Origin of the sequence: Candidatus Nitrosopumilus sp. (assembly GCF_028278985.1) — an archaeon.
GTDB lineage: Archaea > Thermoproteota > Nitrososphaeria > Nitrososphaerales > Nitrosopumilaceae > Nitrosopumilus.
This window is the reverse complement of sequence record NZ_JANQTA010000022.1, coordinates 81,534-100,194: the sequence shown is the minus strand read 5'-3', so window position 1 is coordinate 100,194 and position 18,661 is coordinate 81,534. Positions and strand designations below refer to the sequence as shown.

The 18,661-nt window shown below is 31.9% G+C and carries 22 protein-coding genes; 11 read left to right on the top strand and 11 right to left on the bottom strand.

The genetic code is table 11. From position 1 onward, the window contains the following. The 3 genes from Q0941_RS08115 to Q0941_RS08105 form a co-directional block, all read right to left on the bottom strand. On the bottom strand, nucleotides 1-2,393 hold a 2,393-nt coding region (locus Q0941_RS08115), incomplete at its 3' end, for a hypothetical protein (protein WP_299292841.1). Nucleotides 2,394-2,505: 112 nt separating this feature from the next. Continuing rightward, nucleotides 2,506-3,660: a glycosyltransferase family 2 protein gene (locus tag Q0941_RS08110; RefSeq protein WP_299292839.1), complete on the bottom strand. Its 1,155-nt coding sequence runs from the start codon at nucleotides 3,658-3,660 to the stop codon at nucleotides 2,506-2,508. 135 nt (nucleotides 3,661-3,795) lie between these two features. Further along, on the bottom strand, nucleotides 3,796-4,491 hold the full coding sequence (locus Q0941_RS08105) for a hypothetical protein (protein WP_299292837.1): 696 nt from the start codon (nucleotides 4,489-4,491) through the stop codon (nucleotides 3,796-3,798). A gap of 82 nt (nucleotides 4,492-4,573) precedes the next feature. Between Q0941_RS08105 and Q0941_RS08100 the strand changes: the two genes are divergently transcribed. Beyond that, a complete protein-coding gene (locus Q0941_RS08100; RefSeq protein WP_299292836.1) occupies nucleotides 4,574-4,774 on the top strand; it encodes a hypothetical protein in 201 nt (66 codons plus the stop codon). 76 nt (nucleotides 4,775-4,850) lie between these two features. Continuing rightward, a complete protein-coding gene (locus tag Q0941_RS08095) occupies nucleotides 4,851-5,582 on the top strand; it encodes a hypothetical protein (protein WP_299292834.1) in 732 nt (243 codons plus the stop codon). A 45-nt stretch (nucleotides 5,583-5,627) separates the two neighbouring features. Here the strand turns inward: Q0941_RS08095 and nth are convergent, their stop codons facing one another. Then, nucleotides 5,628-6,284 (bottom strand): endonuclease III, encoded by a 657-nt coding sequence (gene nth, locus Q0941_RS08090; RefSeq protein ID WP_299292832.1) that lies wholly within the window; start codon nucleotides 6,282-6,284, stop codon nucleotides 5,628-5,630. Between the two features lie 54 nt (nucleotides 6,285-6,338). Here nth and Q0941_RS08085 point away from each other — a divergent pair, with 54 nt between their 5' ends. Next, entirely contained in the window at nucleotides 6,339-7,493 is a 1,155-nt protein-coding gene (locus Q0941_RS08085; protein WP_299292830.1) for an aconitase X catalytic domain-containing protein, read from the top strand. Further along, on the top strand, nucleotides 7,490-7,879 hold the full coding sequence (locus Q0941_RS08080; RefSeq protein ID WP_299292828.1) for a DUF126 domain-containing protein: 390 nt from the start codon (nucleotides 7,490-7,492) through the stop codon (nucleotides 7,877-7,879). The genes Q0941_RS08085 and Q0941_RS08080 overlap by 4 nt, the downstream gene beginning before the upstream one ends. On the opposite strand, the gene Q0941_RS08075 is transcribed toward Q0941_RS08080, so the two are convergent. From Q0941_RS08075 to Q0941_RS08065, 3 genes are read right to left on the bottom strand one after another with little or no spacing between them, the layout of a single operon-like run. Beyond that, the gene (locus tag Q0941_RS08075; RefSeq protein WP_299292826.1) at nucleotides 7,876-8,544 is read right to left on the bottom strand and encodes a hypothetical protein; all 669 of its coding nucleotides are present in this window, start codon (nucleotides 8,542-8,544) and stop codon (nucleotides 7,876-7,878) included. The two genes, Q0941_RS08080 and Q0941_RS08075, sit on opposite strands and share 4 nt — an antisense overlap. Before the next feature lie 30 nt (nucleotides 8,545-8,574). Then, a complete protein-coding gene (sat, locus tag Q0941_RS08070; protein ID WP_299292824.1) occupies nucleotides 8,575-9,717 on the bottom strand; it encodes a sulfate adenylyltransferase in 1,143 nt (380 codons plus the stop codon). 1 nt (nucleotide 9,718) lies between these two features. Beyond that, nucleotides 9,719-10,444: a phosphoadenylyl-sulfate reductase gene (locus tag Q0941_RS08065; RefSeq protein ID WP_299292822.1), complete on the bottom strand. Its 726-nt coding sequence runs from the start codon at nucleotides 10,442-10,444 to the stop codon at nucleotides 9,719-9,721. Between the two features lie 84 nt (nucleotides 10,445-10,528). Between Q0941_RS08065 and Q0941_RS08060 the strand changes: the two genes are divergently transcribed. The 4 genes from Q0941_RS08060 to Q0941_RS08045 all read left to right on the top strand — a co-directional run bounded on the left by Q0941_RS08060 (nucleotide 10,529) and on the right by Q0941_RS08045 (nucleotide 13,785). Next, complete coding sequence (locus Q0941_RS08060) at nucleotides 10,529-11,644, top strand: thiamine biosynthesis protein (protein WP_299292820.1); 1,116 nt, start codon at nucleotides 10,529-10,531, stop codon at nucleotides 11,642-11,644. Nucleotides 11,645-11,674: 30 nt separating this feature from the next. Next, on the top strand, nucleotides 11,675-12,910 hold the full coding sequence (locus tag Q0941_RS08055) for a glycosyltransferase (protein WP_299292818.1): 1,236 nt from the start codon (nucleotides 11,675-11,677) through the stop codon (nucleotides 12,908-12,910). Between the two features lie 156 nt (nucleotides 12,911-13,066). Next, nucleotides 13,067-13,378, top strand: coding sequence for a hypothetical protein (locus tag Q0941_RS08050; RefSeq protein ID WP_299292817.1), 312 nt, complete (start codon nucleotides 13,067-13,069; stop codon nucleotides 13,376-13,378). An 11-nt stretch (nucleotides 13,379-13,389) separates the two neighbouring features. After that, the gene (locus Q0941_RS08045) at nucleotides 13,390-13,785 is read left to right on the top strand and encodes a hypothetical protein (protein ID WP_299292815.1); all 396 of its coding nucleotides are present in this window, start codon (nucleotides 13,390-13,392) and stop codon (nucleotides 13,783-13,785) included. On the opposite strand, the gene Q0941_RS08040 is transcribed toward Q0941_RS08045, so the two are convergent. The 3 genes from Q0941_RS08040 to Q0941_RS08030 form a co-directional block, all read right to left on the bottom strand. Then, on the bottom strand, nucleotides 13,786-14,583 hold the full coding sequence (locus Q0941_RS08040) for an SDR family oxidoreductase (protein ID WP_299292813.1): 798 nt from the start codon (nucleotides 14,581-14,583) through the stop codon (nucleotides 13,786-13,788). Nucleotides 14,584-14,617: 34 nt separating this feature from the next. After that, entirely contained in the window at nucleotides 14,618-15,634 is a 1,017-nt protein-coding gene (locus tag Q0941_RS08035; RefSeq protein WP_299292811.1) for a lysylphosphatidylglycerol synthase transmembrane domain-containing protein, read from the bottom strand. A 92-nt stretch (nucleotides 15,635-15,726) separates the two neighbouring features. Then, nucleotides 15,727-15,864 carry a hypothetical protein gene (locus Q0941_RS08030; protein WP_299292809.1) on the bottom strand — a complete coding sequence of 46 codons (138 nt, stop codon included), beginning with the start codon at nucleotides 15,862-15,864 and terminating at the stop codon, nucleotides 15,727-15,729. 142 nt (nucleotides 15,865-16,006) lie between these two features. Here Q0941_RS08030 and Q0941_RS08025 point away from each other — a divergent pair, with 142 nt between their 5' ends. From Q0941_RS08025 to Q0941_RS08015, 3 genes are read left to right on the top strand one after another with little or no spacing between them, the layout of a single operon-like run. After that, the gene (locus tag Q0941_RS08025; RefSeq protein ID WP_299292807.1) at nucleotides 16,007-16,765 is read left to right on the top strand and encodes an ATP/GTP-binding protein; all 759 of its coding nucleotides are present in this window, start codon (nucleotides 16,007-16,009) and stop codon (nucleotides 16,763-16,765) included. Next, nucleotides 16,766-17,689, top strand: coding sequence for a homoserine kinase (locus tag Q0941_RS08020; RefSeq protein WP_299292805.1), 924 nt, complete (start codon nucleotides 16,766-16,768; stop codon nucleotides 17,687-17,689). A gap of 6 nt (nucleotides 17,690-17,695) precedes the next feature. After that, nucleotides 17,696-18,370, top strand: coding sequence for a 7-cyano-7-deazaguanine synthase (locus tag Q0941_RS08015; protein ID WP_299292803.1), 675 nt, complete (start codon nucleotides 17,696-17,698; stop codon nucleotides 18,368-18,370). Here Q0941_RS08015 and Q0941_RS08010 read toward each other — a convergent pair. Then, the gene (locus tag Q0941_RS08010) at nucleotides 18,367-18,627 is read right to left on the bottom strand and encodes a hypothetical protein (protein WP_299292801.1); all 261 of its coding nucleotides are present in this window, start codon (nucleotides 18,625-18,627) and stop codon (nucleotides 18,367-18,369) included. The genes Q0941_RS08015 and Q0941_RS08010 overlap by 4 nt on opposite strands. Nucleotides 18,628-18,661 lie beyond the last annotated feature (34 nt).

Sequence of the window (18,661 nt, the reverse complement as noted above, 5' to 3'; positions counted from 1 at the left end):
CTAGATGTACCTGTACCTGCATTAGTAGTGATTGAAACTGGTGTTGTAGTTGGGCCAGTTACAGTAAAGTCAAAGGTGTCATCTAAGTTGGTAGTTTTTCCGATGATTAATTGTGGTGGATTTGGTTGTGGAATACATTCTTCACAATCAGTAACTATCAGATCAGCATCACCACCAATTTGTGCAACAAGTTTTCCTGCAAAGTATTTCTTGCCAATAACTAACGAAACATCTCCATCACCAGTTGCATCAGCAAAGTCTCCTTCTCCTCCAGTAATAGTCAACACAAGATCACCTGAACTATGATGTTTTTGAGGGCATACATCACCAGAAAATTCTACATTTAGTTTATTTGAATTTCTAAAGTCAAAAACACCTTCACCTGTAATCATTCGACAAGTTTGAAGTTTATCATGCTTGGTGTGTTTTGTATTATCATCGTCATCGTCGTCTCTTTCATAGTTTCCATCATCATCGTCATCATCATGACTTTTGTCAGACATTAGTGATTTTTGAGCATGCTTCCATGCTTTTTCATAATGATTAATTCCTTTGTCAAATTTACCATCAGCTACGTCTTGATCTCCATTTTCAAGTTCTTTTAATGCCTTGTCAAGTGCTTTTTGGGATTTTCTATCATCTACAGATTCTGATGCCACGTCTATTGCTGTTTGTGCGAAGTTTCTATCAATTCTAACAATAGAATCAATTTCATGTTGAATCATTTCAATAAATGAACTTGATTCTTTATCTTTTGAAGTGATTTTCATTAAATCTTTTACAGCTTTTTCTTCTTCATCAATTGATTTGTGACCATCATTAGGATCTAATGTATTTCTATCTAGCCAATACTTTGATTTTAGACTATTATCAATATGCTTGATGGCTTTATCTAATTGTTTTTTGGTATTTTTAGATTGAGCATCATTAATTTTTTCGTTTAGTTGATCTATAATTTCTAATTTTAATTCTTGAACAGAATCTTCAGGTTCTGGCTCAGGTTCTGGCTCAGTTTCAACAATCTCAAATGTTCCAGTTCCAAGAACCTTTCTAAACTTTTCATCACCTACAGTAAAGTAGCCATATGTTTTCCAATGTTGATCATCGTGTTTTCCAATAAATTTAGAATAAAGAAGTACTGATTCAGAAGATGATTCAAGTAATGTTTTGCCAGGAGGAATACTATAATCAATACCATTTACTGTAGCAACAATGGTATTAGGACCAACATTTGATAAAGCAAATTTTTCAGAGTCAAATATTACAAGATCACCTGTAACCAGGTCAGCAGTAATTATTTGACCATCTAAAGTTTGAAAAGTTGGAGTAACACCTCCAGAAATTAACGCGATAATTGTATCATCACATTTTATAGTTAATTCATCACCAAAGTCAATAGGGATAGTAGTATCATCACAAATCATTATTTCAGAATTTGCCTGGGTTGAAATTCTTGAAGCAGGTTCACCATTTATGGTATCTTGTTGTACGGATATAGAATCAAATCCACTATTGACTTTACCATATGATGAATCAACTAGAAAATCAATTTCTTTATTGGTGAAAACTATTGCTCCGGTTCTCATATTTTCATCAAGGTTAGAAAGGCTAGGATTTCTAGTAATTGGTTCCATTGATAAAATTTCAAAAGTCTGAGGATCAGTTTTTCCTAAGAAAGATTCTCCATCATCAGAGCTTGGAAAAGTACATTTGAATGCAGTATACAAGAATCCTTCAACATCAAAATCCATTCCTTCTGCTTTACATTTCTCAAATCCTTGAGGAATTGTATTTCCAACTCTGACTTGAGTTGCAGAATTTGAATTAGGATCTAATGTAAAGAGTCCATTCTGATTTCCAAAAAAGATTGTATCTTGATCATCAATAGCAATTCCATTTCCCTCTGAAAAAGTAATTTGAGTATCCCAAGTGGATATTATTTGTCCTAATTCAATATCAATTTGATGTAAATCAACAGATTGAGTGAATTCATTTTTCATACTACAATAAATTATTCCATTAGATGAAGTGGAAATATCATTACATCCTTTAAAATTTTCAAAACCTGGAATAGCAGACAAAATTGTAAATGGATTACCACTATCAGTTAGAAGAGAAACTCTAAAAATAACAGGATCACCTGGTGGAGCATCAAATGCAGCTCCAATTAATTTTCCATCTAAAGAAAAATCTAATCCATTTACAAATCCGTCATAAGATGAACTATAAAGTTGAATTTCATTTCCTGTTGTTTTATCTAAACCAGAAAACTGAGTAGGTTCTTCATCAGCAGATCCAACAATTAGTTTCTCTGCAAAAACATCATTTAATGAAAACAATGAAACTGAGATAGTAAACAATACTAACAATAAGAATACTCTTCTGCTACCCAACAACTTGTAGAATGAGGAATTTCATATAAAATTATGTAAATGTAACTTATGAAAAATACGGAATTAGGAAATTCCCAAAAATGGGAAAATTAATTCATGCTCTGATATGACTCTAATTCCAAAGTTTTTCTTTGAACGTCAATTTTTTGTTCAAAATGAAATTACTAAATGCAGCAGTTGCAATTGCCAAGATTAAGGCAAATGGATACGAGACATTATGTGAATCAACTAACCAAAAGACCATTGCTAGTTGAACAATTGCACCTAAGGAACTGAATAAACCGAATTTTCCGTATTGAGAAAGTGTTTTTCGACGTGAAAAGTCCCTATCTTCAAATGTCCAAACTTTGTTTAGGAAAAAGTTTGTAGAAATTGATGCAATAATACCAAAAATATTTGCATGGACATACCAAAAGTCAGTTAATCCCGATGAAAATAACATTGATACAAGATAATTTACTCCAAAACCAGATGCTCCTACAGTAAAGAAACGTGCTGCTTTTGAAAGGAATCTAACTGATGAACGTTTTTCATTAGATGTTTTTATTTTTTCATTTTTGTAGAGTTTCCAAACTGCACGTAAATATTCAATCATAGTAGAGCTATCAAGTTTACTTGAACCAAATTTTCTATCTTCAAATGTATATGGAATTTCTTTAACATTGATTTCTTTAGTTTTAACTAATAGTTCTAAAAGAAATTTGTAACCAAGTGCATCAAAATTCAACTCTTTAATAATATTTTTTTTAAATGCAAAAAATCCAGACATTGGATCTTTAGTTTTTACATTTAATCCTTTTTTTGCAATCAAAGTTGCAACTCTGCTAATTAATTTTCTTTTTGCAGTCCAACCTTGAATATTTCCTCCAGTGATATATCTAGAACCAACTACAAGATCACATTGGTATTGCTTTAATGCATCAATCATTTTTGGGATTATTTGAGGAGGGTGAGAAAAATCAGAATCCATAACAACAATCATTTCTCCTTTAGCATTTTGAATTCCATTTAAAATTGCTGAAGAGAGACCGTTCTTTGCTTTTCTATGAATCACATCAATAGTATTTTCTGCAATTTTTTTGATGTTTGAGATATAATCTTCAACAATTTTTCCTGTTCCATCAGGTGAATTATCATCAACCACAATGGTTTCAGCATAAATTCCAGATGGGATATTATCTCTAATTGATTTTAGAATATTTACGATATTTTGAGACTCATTATAGGTAGGAACAATAATTGATACTTGAGGAGAATTGGCTTTCATATCTACTAAATTCAATGCCTAAATCAAATTAATATTAATTTATAACAAATTTTATGCCTAGCTAATCTTTTCTTAACTAGATTTTGATAGCTGAATCAAACCTAAAACCTATTCCAAAAATAGATTCAAAAAATCTCAATTTGCCATTGATTTGTCAGGTGAAATTAGGTTACCCCAGCTCTTTGGAGATGGAATAGCATTGTATTCCCTATGAATTTCTGTTGGCCAAGAATAGTAAGCGTTGATACTAGAATCATAAACAGAAACATAGAATCCATAATTGTCTGAACGTTCTAACAAATCTAGTGGGATTTTAAATTCATAACTTGAGTGAGGAGTTTTAGAGTAACGATCATTTTCATCAGAAACATTGCTTAATGCAATAAAATTTTCAATGTTATGAATTCTTTGAAAATTACCATTTAATTTTATTATTGAATCGCCTTGAAAGATTCTTCCTTGCTTTTGTCCAAATGCGACTGAAAAACAATAATCATTTTGATCAGCAATTAAATTTTTTTCATTTTTTCCATCTATACAAACAGTTGCTCTATCAGAATTTTTATCTAATGTTTTATCTCCTATTGTATCAATAAATACATAAAAAAATCCATCTTGATGTGCAGTTCGTAAGTGAAAATTCATTTCATTATCATATGAAATATGATTATGGCTTGATTGCTTCCATTCGTTTAGATTTGTCCATTTTCCATCAAAAATAATATCTTTCATTGCCAATGATTTTGTAATTAAGATTTGTTCTGAATCAGCATTAGCTGTAACAAATGGTATTAGAAATATCAATGCAGGAAATAAAATTATTATTTTCATTTTCACAATTTGTAAAAACAGTATTAACAAAATTAATCTTTTGTTACATCATGTTTATAGAGAACAAAATCTGGTTAATCTTATGAATAATGGAATCACTATTGGGATAATTATATTTGCAATTATTGTAATTGGTGTTTCAGGCTATTCAATTCTCCAAACTCCGGAAAATACCCCAAATCTTGATACTATCAATGAATCTTCTCCATCATCTGATGAGCCTAAGCAAGGTAGAGAGTTGACTGTAGACTTGAATGAAAATTTGGGCCTCGAAGGGAACTGAATAATACCAAAATGGATCCATTAGTTAGGCATTTTTTGCCAAGCTACCTATAATACACAATGATATTGGATCATTAATGAACAGACTCAATACGATCGGATTGTTTGCTGGCATTTTTGCAATAGCTATGGGAGCAGTTGCTCTTAATGGCCAATCTGCAACATCTTTTATGGTATCTGCAGTACCACAAACCCAAGAAGAATTTGGGATGATAGGTCACGTAGAATATAACGTACTAGATGAAAGCGGTGCAATTAAGCAATACATTCAAGGCGATAATGTTGTAGTTGAAGATGGATTAAACTGTGCAGCACTAGCAATATTTGACTCCGCTGACTCTGTCACTGGAGGAACATGTACTGTTGGTACTGCTGAGTTCCAATACATTTCAATCGGAAACTTCTCATCTGTTGGTACTCCTGCTGAATCATTAGAAGCATTAGAAGCTGGTGGAAGTGCAAGTAACGGTTGTGCAATAAGTGGAGGTACTTCACCAAACCCAACACACGGTGGTGAAATGTCTAGAAGACTAGTAGACCCAACATTTGCAGAAAGTAGTGGAAATACAGTTGTAACCCTAGAGCTTTCAGATCCATTTACATTTGATGTTAACAATGCTACAGATGTAATGCAATCAGGAATCTTTAACGCTGCTTCAACACAAGCTGCAAAAGGCGGTGACCAAAATATATGTAGTAACATTGGAACTGCTGATGCATTTGCAATCCAAGATCTAAACAACGAAGATGGTATCACAGTTACTAACGGCGACAGCCTTTCAGTAAAGTGGACTATTACCGTACAGTAGATAGAATAGATATTTTTTAAAAAATCTTTCTAGTCTCTTTTTATTTTATTTTTTCAAAGTTTTTTCTTCATAATACTTGCAATTTTTTTTAATTTTACATACATTACACATTGGTGATATTGGTTTACAGATATTTTGACCATACATTACAAATGTATCATTAATATCAATCCAAAATTTTTTAGGGATTTTTTCCATTAATGCTTGTTCAGTGTCTTCAGGAGTTTTTGTTTCAACTAAACCTAGCCGATTAGAAATTCTATGAACATGAATATCAACTGGAATTGCAGGTTTCTCAAATGCATAGACCAAAACACAATTTGCAGTTTTTCTTCCAACTCCTGGTAATTTTACCAAAGTTTCCAAGTCTTCAGGCACGATTCCCTTGTATTTTGAGTCAATAATCTTGGCTACCTCAATAATTCTTCTGGATTTTACATGATAGAATCCGATTGGCTTGATGATTTTCTCCACATCCTTGATTTTTGCATTAGCCAGTGCTTTTGCGTTCTTGTATTTTGAAAATAGAACTTTTACAACCTTGGTTGTACTCTCATCTTTAGTTCTAGCTGACAATATTGTCCCAATTAGAATACTAAAGGGACCTCCAGTTTCAGCTTCATGAAGTTCTCTTAGTGCAGTCATCCTAGGAGGTTTTACTGAATTCATTGTATTCATCATTCCACGAAGAATTTTTTGCATTATGACATGATTATCTACGTACAAGTATTATATCTGTACCAAGTAACTTGCTCAGTGGAATTAACAAGAGAAGAAGAATCTGCACTAAAAGGAGAACATGGTGAGATTATGGAGATGGCATACAGGATTTTAGTTGCTACTGGTGAAGCTACTGATGCAGAAAAATTAATTCCAATTGAATGGACACATTTGTCCGGAGTAAATTACAACACCATTGGTGATGCTGGGGAAGAATTTCTATCTAGTATTAGTAAAGATGCTAGAGTCAAAGTAAAAACAACTTTGAACCCAATGGGTTTTGATGCTGATAATGTTTCAAATTATGGACTAGATGAAAATTTTATTTCCAAACAACTCTCAATTAGAAAATCTTATGAAACCATGGGAGTTACACCGTCATTTTCATGTATTCCATATGAGATATTTGATATTCCAAAGAAAGATACTCAAGTAGCATTTGCAGAAAGTAATGCAGCAATTCATGCAAATTCATATGACAATTTAAAAACAAACAAAGAAAGTGCTTTTAGTGCACTTGCAAGTGCAATTACAGGAAAAAGTCCATATTCATCATTAAGAAAAGAAGATTCACCAAATCTCACAATACAAATGAAAGTAAAAGATCCAAACGAGCTAACATATGGAATGTTGGGATTTTTTGCTGGAAAAGTTGGAGATACTTCAGTAAGAATTTCAGGGTTAGGTGAAATGGATACTCGTCAGTGTAAAGCAATGTGTGGAGGAATGGGGACTTCGGGAACTTGTGCAAAATTTCTATTTGGAGAGGGTCAACCAGGTGTAGAAAAGATAGATTTTGATGAAAAAGAAGTTCAAAATGTTCATGATGAATTGAATACTGCAGAAAAAGGAGATATCATTACTCTTGGTAGTCCTCAATTAGGACTAGAAGAAATTTCAGACTTGACTAAAAAACTAAAGGGTAGATCTTTTCAAAAACGATGTATGATTTTTACTCCAAGAACGGTAAAAGAACAAGCAAAAAAAATTGGATACATAAATGAATTAGAAAGAGCAGGTTGTGAAATTCTTGCAGATTGTTGTACATGTTTAACACCACTAATCAACAAAGACAATGTAGATGCAGTTACAACAAATAGCATTAAGGGTGCATTTTACTTGAAGAATTCTAATGGAGTAGATGTAAATCTAAAATCATTATCACAGATTATAGAAGATGAAACATTATGAAGAAAATTCTTGTTAATGGAAATGTAAAGGGAAGTATTCTAAAAACAGAAATGCCAATTAATTTTTTGGGTACAGTTGATAAAAAAACTGGAATAATTAGTGACAAAAATCATCAATTGTTTGAAAAATCTATTAAAGATTCAATTTTATTATTTCCATCAGGGATTGGGAGTAGTGTAGGTGCATACACGATTTATTCTATAAAATCAAACAATTCATCACCAATAGCAATGATTTGTAAAAAAGCCGATCTAACTGTGGCAACTGGTTGTGCACTAGCAAATATTCCATTAGTTATAATTTCTGATGAAGAATTTTCATCACTTGAAAATGGTCAAAAAATTTCTATTGATACAAAATCAGAAAATGTAATTACAAAAATCTAAGTACGTTTTTTTGTAATAAACAAGAATCCAACAATTGCACCAATCCCAGCTGCTACAAAGAATGGAAACAATGCAAATACATTCTTTGAAGGATCACCTGAGAGAAATTCTACAAGCATCGAGCCTGAATTTACTGCTGGAGGCTCAGTTGATCCTTCCATTCCATAAGTAGAGTATGCATCAATTGCAAAAACTCCAATATCCAAGTTAGTTACAACAATTCTAGCACCGTTGTTTACAGTTAATCCTGCACGGTCTGTGTATGATACAATAGATTTTGCTTGAGGATACCATCCACGATCCAAATCCCTGTGCACCACAATGTAACCTTCTTTTGGAGTTTGAACTGCAACCCAAAATTTGTTATCAGGATGTGAACCCATTCCTACTTCAATGAATTCATCATGAGTTTCAGCATCATATAATTTCAAAACAGCATTTCCATTAGGATTTGCATAGAGTAGATTATTATCAATTGTTACCTGCCAGCTTACTGCATGAACTTCATCCAATTTTACAATAGGGGCATCGCGTTGAATTCTGTTAAATTCATCAGATGGAATTTCAATATTATTGATAATTAGTGAAGGATTTTTTAGATCTTGAGCAAATGCTGGAGTAATAGATAGTCCTGCCAATAAAATTACAGCAAACAGGTACTTCACAAGCTAAAACCAATTTGATTGAATAAATATCTAATCAACAAAGGGTTTTGGATGATCTAAGATAACTTTGGCAACTTCAGGTCTTAGAATATATTTTGATGGGGGTTGTCCATTTTGAATCATTTCTCTTAGCTTTGTTCCACTAATCTGCTCTTTTTCATCATCACCACATGGACATGCCTTTGGTGTTGTGTATGTAAGACATCTTTTACAATAGAAAAAGGCTGGGAAAAATACTGGTGAAATCTCAAGTTCTGGATAATCATCAAAGATCTTTTGTGCAGCAAAAGGATCATAGAATTTTCCAACACCTGCATGATCTCTTCCAATAATAATATGAGTACATCCATAGTTTTGTCTCATAATAGCATGATGAATGGCTTCTTTTGGTCCTGCATATTTCATTTCAGTATGTAATGTACCTAAACGACATCTATTTTCTGGATAGTATAGTTTAATCATTGTTTCATAACATTTTACAATTACTTCATCAACAAAATCTCCTGATTTTTTCTTTCCAATAATTGGATTTACAAAAACTCCATCTCTAGTTGTGATTGATGTTTTTTGTAACATTTCATGAGCAACATGTGGAGGATTTCTGGTTTGAAATGCACAAATTGTTTTCCATCCAGCTTGTGCAAATGCTTCTCTTGTTTGTGTTGGAGTTTGTCTATATTTTCTAATTTCAGTCTCGTCTGGTCTCTGAATGTAGTCAATTTTTCCACCAACAAGAAAATCTTTCATGCCCATTGTTTTTGCAACACCAGGATGTGATGCATCAGTTGTTCCATAAACTCCCTGAGCAGTTTTTTCTTTATCAAAAGTATATGTTTCATCTACATGAATAACTGCAATTCCAACACCTTGTGGTGTTTGTAATAAAACATCTACAGATTCTTTCATTTTTGAAGCTGTTTGTTCATCAACATCAAGAACAATTGGGATTGTCCAAGCTAAATCATTTGATAATCTTCCTTTAGAAACTACACTTTCAAAATCACTTTTTCCCAAAAATCCTTCTAAAGGACTAAAAATTCCATCTGCGATATTTTCAACATCATTTGCAAGATCTTCTGAAATTGTAATTGAATACAATCCAGAAGCATCAACTTTAGAATGTCTATTTACTAAAACTCCACCATGTGGTTTAATTGAATTATTTTCTGACATGCTAATCCGTCCTTTTACGCTCTATATGAAGGCCACACTCCTTGTGCTCACCTTGCTCCCACCACCATCTACCTGCACGAAGGTCTTCTCCAGGTTTAATGGGTCTAGTACATGGTTCACATCCAATACTTGGATATCCTTTGTCAAGTAGGCTATTGTAAGGTAAGTTGTTCTTTTTGATGTATTCTTGAATTTGATCCCATGACCAGTCAATAATAGGATTAATTTTTAGAATTCCCCCATGCCCGTTATCAATTTGGAACACTGATACATTTTCACGAATTTTTGTTTGATCACGCCTTAATCCAGTTATCCAACCATCTAATGTTGCTAACATTTTGTTCATAGGATGCACTTTTCTAATCTCACAACATAATTTTCTGTTTTCAACACTATCGTAGAAAAGATTCAAACCTTTTTCATTCACCATGTTTTGAACTTCTTGTGAATCTGGGAATAATACCTCAATTGTTACATTGTATTTTTTTCTAACAATATCCATTATATCATAAGTCTCTTGAGGAAGTCTACCAGTATCTAAAGTAAAGAATCTAAATTTTGGATTGATTTTTAGCATAATATCCATGACAACTGCATCTTCTGCTCCAAAGCTTGAAGCTTTTGCAACTTTTGGGTGGAGATTGTCTGATACCCATTGAAGAGCTTCTTCAGTAGTCTTAATTTTTGAATTAAGATCATCAACTTGTTCTTGTGTAAATTTAGTCACAGTTTCAGTTATAGTACTTGTTTTATATTGATTACCCGAATCTTTATCCTAAATTATAAACAAGTAGATTTCAAATTAAAAAATATGAATGAAACAGCATATGTTATTGTTTTTCCAACAATATTTTCAAGAAATAAAATTCCTCAGTTAATTTCAAATATCAAAAAAATTTTAAAAATAAAAAATCAAGAATTCAAATCTGTAAAACGTGATGGAGATATTATATTAGTTGATGCAAATGATCCTGTTTTTGTATCATCAGCAATCAATCTATTATTTGGGATTAAGAAAACTGCAATTGCAAGACAGGTCAAAAATGATTTTAAGATAATAAATTCAGAGATTACATCTATAGGTGGGAACCTATTACTTAAAGGAGAAAAATTTCTAGTTAAAGTAGAAGGAACATCGATTGGATTTTTAACAAAAGACATTGAAATTGCTGTAACATCAAATATTATTGAACAAAAATCAAATCTTGGAGCTCAACCTGGAACTGATGGAAAATATGACAAATTACTGTATACTTATTTAACAAAAAATAATGCATACATTTGTATTTTCATTGATGAAGGTAATGGCGGAATTCCATTTGAAGAACAAAAGAAAAAAACTGTTTGTGCTGTCTTTGATGAAATTTCAGCAATATCATGTTATGAAACAATCAAACAAGGATATGATACTAGAATAATTATTTGCTACAGACAAAAAACTGAATTAATGAATCTTATAAAATACATTAATCAAATTATTCCAAGATTAATTAAAAGTACAATCGATATTGAGTTTTTTAATTTGAAAATTAATCCAAGTGGAAACAAAAATTATTTGATTTATTTAAATTCAATATTGGAGATTTTGCTAAAACAAAGAGAATCTAGAATTTCGTTATCACTATCACCACTTATTTTTTCATCAGAATTTATAGAAAATTCTGTATTGAAGATTTTTTCTGTAAAAAAATTACCAATCCTACCACTTGAAGGAATTGACATGCAATTGTTTCAAAGTGCCAGAGAACTAGGCTTTGAGAATAATTTTAAAAAATTAGAGAAGATAATTGGAATCAATACAGACAAAATCCCTCAAATCTCAAAAAAAATTATTGATGATTCTATAAAGACAAAAAAAATCATCTCAGTCACAGTTGGACCAAATAATGTTCATGATATTTTAGACGCCTTAGAGACAGATCACTGAAAATTTAAACCGCATATTTTGTTCTAAAGTGTGCTCAAAATAGGAGAATTCATCTACCCGTGGGGAAGTGGTCATTATTCTAGAATGATGAGACTTAATGATGTACTTAGAGATCATATTAAGGAAGAATTTGAAGTACATTTCTCAAGTAAAGATCATGTTTATGAAAAATTATTGAAAAAATTTCCAGACGAAAAAGAGAAAATTCATGAAATTTTGATGCCTACACCAATTGATGGAAAATTTGGCCCAAGTGTTTCAATGTCTTTAATGAATTTATTATTACCAATTTCAAAAAATCCCCCATTGGTCAGACAAATTGCAAATTACTTGAGAGAAGAAAGAAAGCTCTACAATGAAGAAAAATTTGATCTTGTCATAAATGATGGAGATATGGGTTCAAATATTCTTGCAAAAAATCGAAATATCCCTAGTTTATTTATTACAAATCAATTCAGACCAAAACTCTACAACACAAGATCATATCTTTATCCATCATTAATTTTTGTTGCAAAACAAATTGCAAAGGCATCAAAAATTTTGGTTGCAGATTCACCGCCTCCATATACAATGTGTGAATATAATCTGAATTTCATTGAGGAAGTGAAAGATAAAGTAGTTTATGTTGGACATTTTACAAATTCAAAAAAGGTTACTAAAGAAAATGAATCAGATCTTGAGAAATTAATTCAGAATAATGAATTTGGGTATTGGATGAGAACAGGAAACAAGTCTACAAATGATGGTACTGGACAAAGATATGAAGAAGTATTTCATCAAAATGAAATGAAAAAGGAAAAAAGAATCATTTCACATGCAAGAAATGATCCCACAATTGATTCTGTAATCGGAATAGATGGAAAAAAATATTCTGTATCAGAAGCTTTAGAGAGAAAAATTGATTGGATACAAATTGATATTGGTTTTCTTTCAGAACAGGAAAAAGATACAATTTTGAATTTATGTAAATATGCTGTTGTAAATGGATCCCATACTGTAATGGGCGAGATAATGGGTGGGAAATCAAAACCAATCATAGGAATTCCAATTTATGATGAGCATACAAACAATATCAGATGGGCCGATGAAAAAAGCCTGGGAGTTTTAGCAACAAAAACCAAGGAAGTAACTATGGCAATATCCAAAATTAAAGAAAATTACGAAGAATTTGAGGGAAATTTGAGGGATTTTTCAAAAAATTTTATGCCTACTGGAGCAGAAAATTCAGCAAAAATTTCTGCAGAGATTTTAGAAGAAAAGAGATAATACATTATTTTTGCAATTTTCTCACATCTGGCACGCGGGATGTTCGATGGGCGAACGGACCGCAAGGGATGATGAAAAAATCCGCGTGTCAGATATTATATCGATCAATTTGGATTTTGGGAACGCTTTTATGGAAAAAATTAAGCCAAATCATCAGTGCCTAACTGTCCAGAATGTGTAGCAAGAGAGAAAAAGAAAATTCAAGCAAAATATGAAGCTGAAGTAGCAGAAGAAGATAGAGACAAGCAAGAATTATTCAAACTATTTGATGAAATTAATGTACCAATGAAGATGGATGAAAAAAATAGACGACATTTTATCTGTAAAACATGTGGTTTGTATGCAACTAGAGAAGAAATTTCAGATATTAGATTCAGATTAAATCAAAAGGAAAAGACTAGAGAAGATAAACATGATGATTACCTAGATTGGTGGTCAAAAAGCAAAAAAGAAAAAGCTGAAAACTAGAGTGATAAACTATGGTAAAAAAGAAAGATGAGATTCCTGACTGGGTTTCTGATGAAATACAAAATGCAAAATTCAAAAAGCCTGAAGAGTTAAAAAAATCAGGATACATTTTAGAATTTTATTATGAAGACAACAAAATTGATACTCAACTATATGATCCTGTTGAAGATGGAAGACATATTGTTACAATGGATGTTCCTAAAGGTATCAAGATAGATGATTTGCTAAAAGGTGAAGTTTATGAATTTGTATTTGATCAACACAAAGCACCATTAAGCAAAAAAGTTTCAGAATTTTTAGCAAAAGAAAAAGAAATTGAAATGGAAGCAATATACCAGTTTGAATTAAAATCATTAGAATTGTTAGATGTAGGCTCAGATTCTGCAGATGACGATGATGAAGAATAATTATTTTTTAGAAGAATCTAATTGATTTTTGAATGATTTTCCCATTATTGGGTTAATAAAAAATGGAAAAGTGTGTTTTAACCAAACGGCAATTCGAGAAACAGAAGGTACAGTTATTTCTAATCTTGACGAATTAGATGCTCGAAGAATTGCCTTAGCAACAGTTTTTGGATCAAGTGAAGTGGGGGAGTACTTTGGCATTTTTTCAAAAGAAGGATGATCAAAAAATTCTGTTCTAACCATTATTGGGCTTACTACTGTAATACCTACTCCAGTATCTTTTAGTTCATGTTTAAGTCCCTCTGAAAATCCCAACATTGCAAATTTTGAGGCGCAATACGAAGCAATACCTGGAAGACCAAAACTAGCAGCTAAAGAAGCAACATTGACTATATGACCTGATTTTCTATTTAGCATAATGGGCAAGAATGTTTTCACACAATATATCATTCCAAAATAATTGGTTTTCATTTGAGATTCTATATCTTCTATTGAAAGTTCTTTAACAGAATCATAAATTGCAAAACCAGCATTATTTACTAAAATATCAATAGAATTGAATTTTTCAAAAACTGCTTTTGACATTTCTATAACATTTTCTTTATTTGAAACATCACAAATGCAAATCAAAGTTTTAACATTGAATTTTTTTAATTCATTTTCTACTTTTTCTAATTTTTCTTTACTTCTAGCAACTAAAACAATATTTGCTCCAAGTTTTGCAAATTCGATTGCAGTAACTTTACCAATTCCTGATGATGCACCAGTGATTAGAACAGTTTTATTTTTAAAATCCACAAAATAACAAAATTATTTAGAGATAAAGTACTTTCTATGATGCCTGGGGTTTTGAGATTTTACTTAAAGCCAGTTTTACTAATAGTAACCATGTAATTGCAATTGGAACATAATATGTAGCAATTCTCCATCCAATTACTGCATCCCAGGCTCCAGTTCCTTCAGGAATGTCAAAGTTGAATGGATCTAAATTATTCAAATATGCAACAATTCCAAATTCTGCAAGTCCAGAACCACCAACAGTGATTGGTAAATTGGCAATAGCGTTTGCACCCATTACTGCCATAATAGAATCAAATGCATTTACGATGTAACCAGTACCCATTGCAATTATCATAAACGAAATTCCATAAAATGACCAAGATGCAAGAGAAAACAAGAAAGATACTGTAAAAACTTTTTTTGATTCGGAAGTTTTAAGATTTTCACGACTCATTGTACAAACTTCTTCCATCCAGGAGTTTGTTTGCTCGATATATTTTGCTCCTTTTTCTTTTCCAAATTTTTGTACAAGAGCGGACAAAACTTTTGGAACTTGAAATGTGTGTTTTGATGATAAAAAGAACAGTATCATCCACAATGACGTAATTGTTATACTAGTAGCAAGAATGACTCCTGCAACAACATATGCACCATTAAGCAAAGCAATAATTCCAGCCATAATTGATAATAAACCTCCTGCAAACACTTCAGTTACAATATCCATAATTGCAATCCATGTTGATTTTGAAGGTTTTACTCCTTTTTTGTGAAGATAGTAAATTACAATAAATTCTGCTCCAATAAACATTGGTGTTGTAAATTTGATAAATTCACTACCAACTCTTACTCCTGTTAATTTCAAAAATGAATCAAATTGTCCGAGATACTGTCTAGTGATATAAGCAAATTTGACTCCCTGAAGACCTAGTTTAATCATCATTGCGATAACTGCACCTAAAAATGGAAACAATCCAATTGCCAAAACATCTTCAAATTGTATATCAAATTGTATGGCAATTATGAAGATTGGAATTAATGTTACAGGAATTACGACTAATCTCCAGTTCATTTGATTAAATTTTTTGATGAATCAAATATGAAAGTTAAGCACCATAATTATTCACAAAAAATGTTGTATAGATTCTAGGCACAAAATTCAAGCTAAAGATTGGAAATTCGTTGATTTTCTAGTTCTTTTTTGATATCAGAAAATAATGCATCTAATAATTCAAAATCAGATAATTCCCTTTTTTTGAGCAATTCTAAGACCATATCTTTGAGTTGATCTTCTTTTTCCAACGTATTTTCTAACACAAAAGAGGTATGAATTTGATGGTTAAAGATAAGTTGGAATATTTTGTCAATATCAAATTCCATTTTGGAAAATACCAAGAAAGTTTTCAAGCTAGTTTGAAATATGAGAAATGAAGGAAAATAGGAGATGAAATCAATTTTTGTTTCTGGAACGGCGGGTTCAGGAAAATCATTACTTACATCAAAACTCTACGAGTACTATACAAAAAATGGAGCATTTACTGCAGTACTAAACTTGGATCCAGGTGTTGAAAATCTTCCTTATACTTGTGATGTAGATGTTAGAGACTATGTAGATATTGTATCTATTATGAAACAATATGACCTCGGACCAAATGGAGCATTAATTATGGCAAATGATTTGATCGCATCAAAAATTGATGATGTTCAAAATGAAGTTAATAGAGTAAATCCAGATTATCTTATAGTAGATACACCAGGGCAAATTGAACTGTTTGCATATCGTTCCAGCGGACGCTTCTTGGTTGAAAATCTGGCATCTGAAGAAAAGACAAATATTTTTCTTTTTGATGGTGCATTAATTACAACTCCTGTAAATTTTGTTTCAATTGCATTGCTTGCTACTTCAATTAGACTACGTTTGAATTTGCCAACAATTAATGCAGTAACAAAGACTGATCTTATAGGAAATAAATTAAAAGATATTTTACAATGGTCTACTAGTTTGAACTCTTTAGAAAATGCAATTGCTAAAGATGCAGATGGAGATACCTACACACTTACAACCAATATTTTACGAGGATTAAATCTCAGTGGATTTGCACAAGGTCTGATTCCAATTTCTAATGTTACTGGAGAAGGACTAGTCAATTTAGAAGGTTCTCTAAGCAGAATTCTTAACTTGGGTGAGGAGGTAGAAGACTAGTTGGCAGCCAAAGTTACAGTCAAAGCACCTACCTCAACTGCAAATTTAGGTCCAGGATTTGACGTATTTGGTCTTGCAATTGATGCATTTTTTGATGAAATTACGCTTTCAAAAATAAAATCAGGAATCTCCATTGTGACAGAATACAAGCTTCCAAAAAATCCCAATAGCAATACTGCTGGACTAGTTGTAAAAAACATGAAAAAAAAATTTAAGATTAAAGATGGAGTAGAAATTAAAATCAAAAAAGGAATTCCTGCGGGATTTGGAATGGGTAGTAGTGCAGCATCTGCAGCTGCAGCTGCAGTAGCTTTTGACAAGTTGTTTAATTTGAAATTAGATAATAATTTACTTGTAGAGTTTGCAGGTTCGGGAGAAAAAGCTAGTGCTGGAACAATTCATTATGATAATGTTGCAGCATCTGTGTTAGGTGGTTTTGTAATAGTTAAAACAAATCCACTAAACGTAATCAAAGTTGAGCCTCCTACAAATCTACGAATGTGTGTTGCTATTCCTAGTTTGGATGTTCCTAAAAAGAAAACCAAAGTATCAAGAGGAGTAATTCCAAAGAAAATAAAATTATCAGATAGTATTTTGAATTTATCAAATGCCTCAGCAATCGTGGCAGGATTTATGACTAAAGACCCATCCCTAATAGGAAAATCAATCGTGGATGTTATTGTAGAGCCTGCAAGAAAACACATGATTCCAGGTTTTGATCAAGTTAAAAAAAATGCCCTAAAAGCTGGGGCAATAGGAGTAACAATTAGTGGTGCCGGTCCATCTGTTATTGCATTTGCATCAAATAAATCAGATTTGAAAAAAATCAGTAAAGCAATGTCAAGAGGATTTGCATCTGCAAAAATAGAATCACAAACTGTAATTTGCAAACCTAGTATAGGTGCAATAAGCATGAAAAAATGATTTGATATGAAAAAGGCAGTCGTTGTTTTTAGTGGAGGAGTAGATTCTATTTGCGCAGTTTCTTTTTTAAAATCAAAGTATGAGCTGTATGGAATTACATTCTCGTATGGTCAAAAAGCAAACAATGAGGTAGCTGCTGCAAAGACCTTTGCAAAAAAACTAGGCCTGAAACAACATAAAATTATCGATATTGGATTTATGAAAAATTTGTATGGAGATTCAAACGTACTTACAAGTTCTAAAAAGAAAATTCCAAGTACATTTGATTATTCCATTGTAGTTCCTATCAGAAATGCTGTCTTTTTGTCTATTGCATCAGCCTGGGCATATACACTTAATGCATCTCTAGTGGTTTATGGGGCCCATACAGGTGACACGCACTATCCTGATTGCAGACCGGCATTTGCACGAAAATTAGAATCAGCTTTTAATCAAGGAGAAATTGATGGAATAAAATCAGGATTAAGAAAAAATATTGAGATTTGGTCTCCATATCGTCAAGGATTGTCAAAAAGTGATTTACTAAAAGCTGGAATGAAAAATTTAGGAGATGCAATTTTCAAAACATGGAGTTGCTATGCTAATAAGAAATACCATTGCGGAAGTTGTGAGTCATGTCAAAACAGAAAAAAAGCTTTTGCAAAAGCAATCATCAATGATAAGACAAAATATCTTTCCTAGTTTTCGTAACTATTTCGTAAAATTTTCTTTTTGAGAATAAATCCTCTAATTCCAATATACCATGCCAAAAAGATCAATCCAACTGTTCCCATAAAGACATAGTTCTGTAAATCAGGAGCTAAGTCCACAATTGAGTTGGTTATTTCTCTTGAAACAAGCATTGATACTGCAAGGACGATTCCAAATTCAATTGCATACCAAGTCCAGCTTGGCCATGATTCTTTTGGTACATGTGCAATTTTTTTACCGTCATGCATGAGTTTTTTGAAATATAATCAGTATTTAATTTTT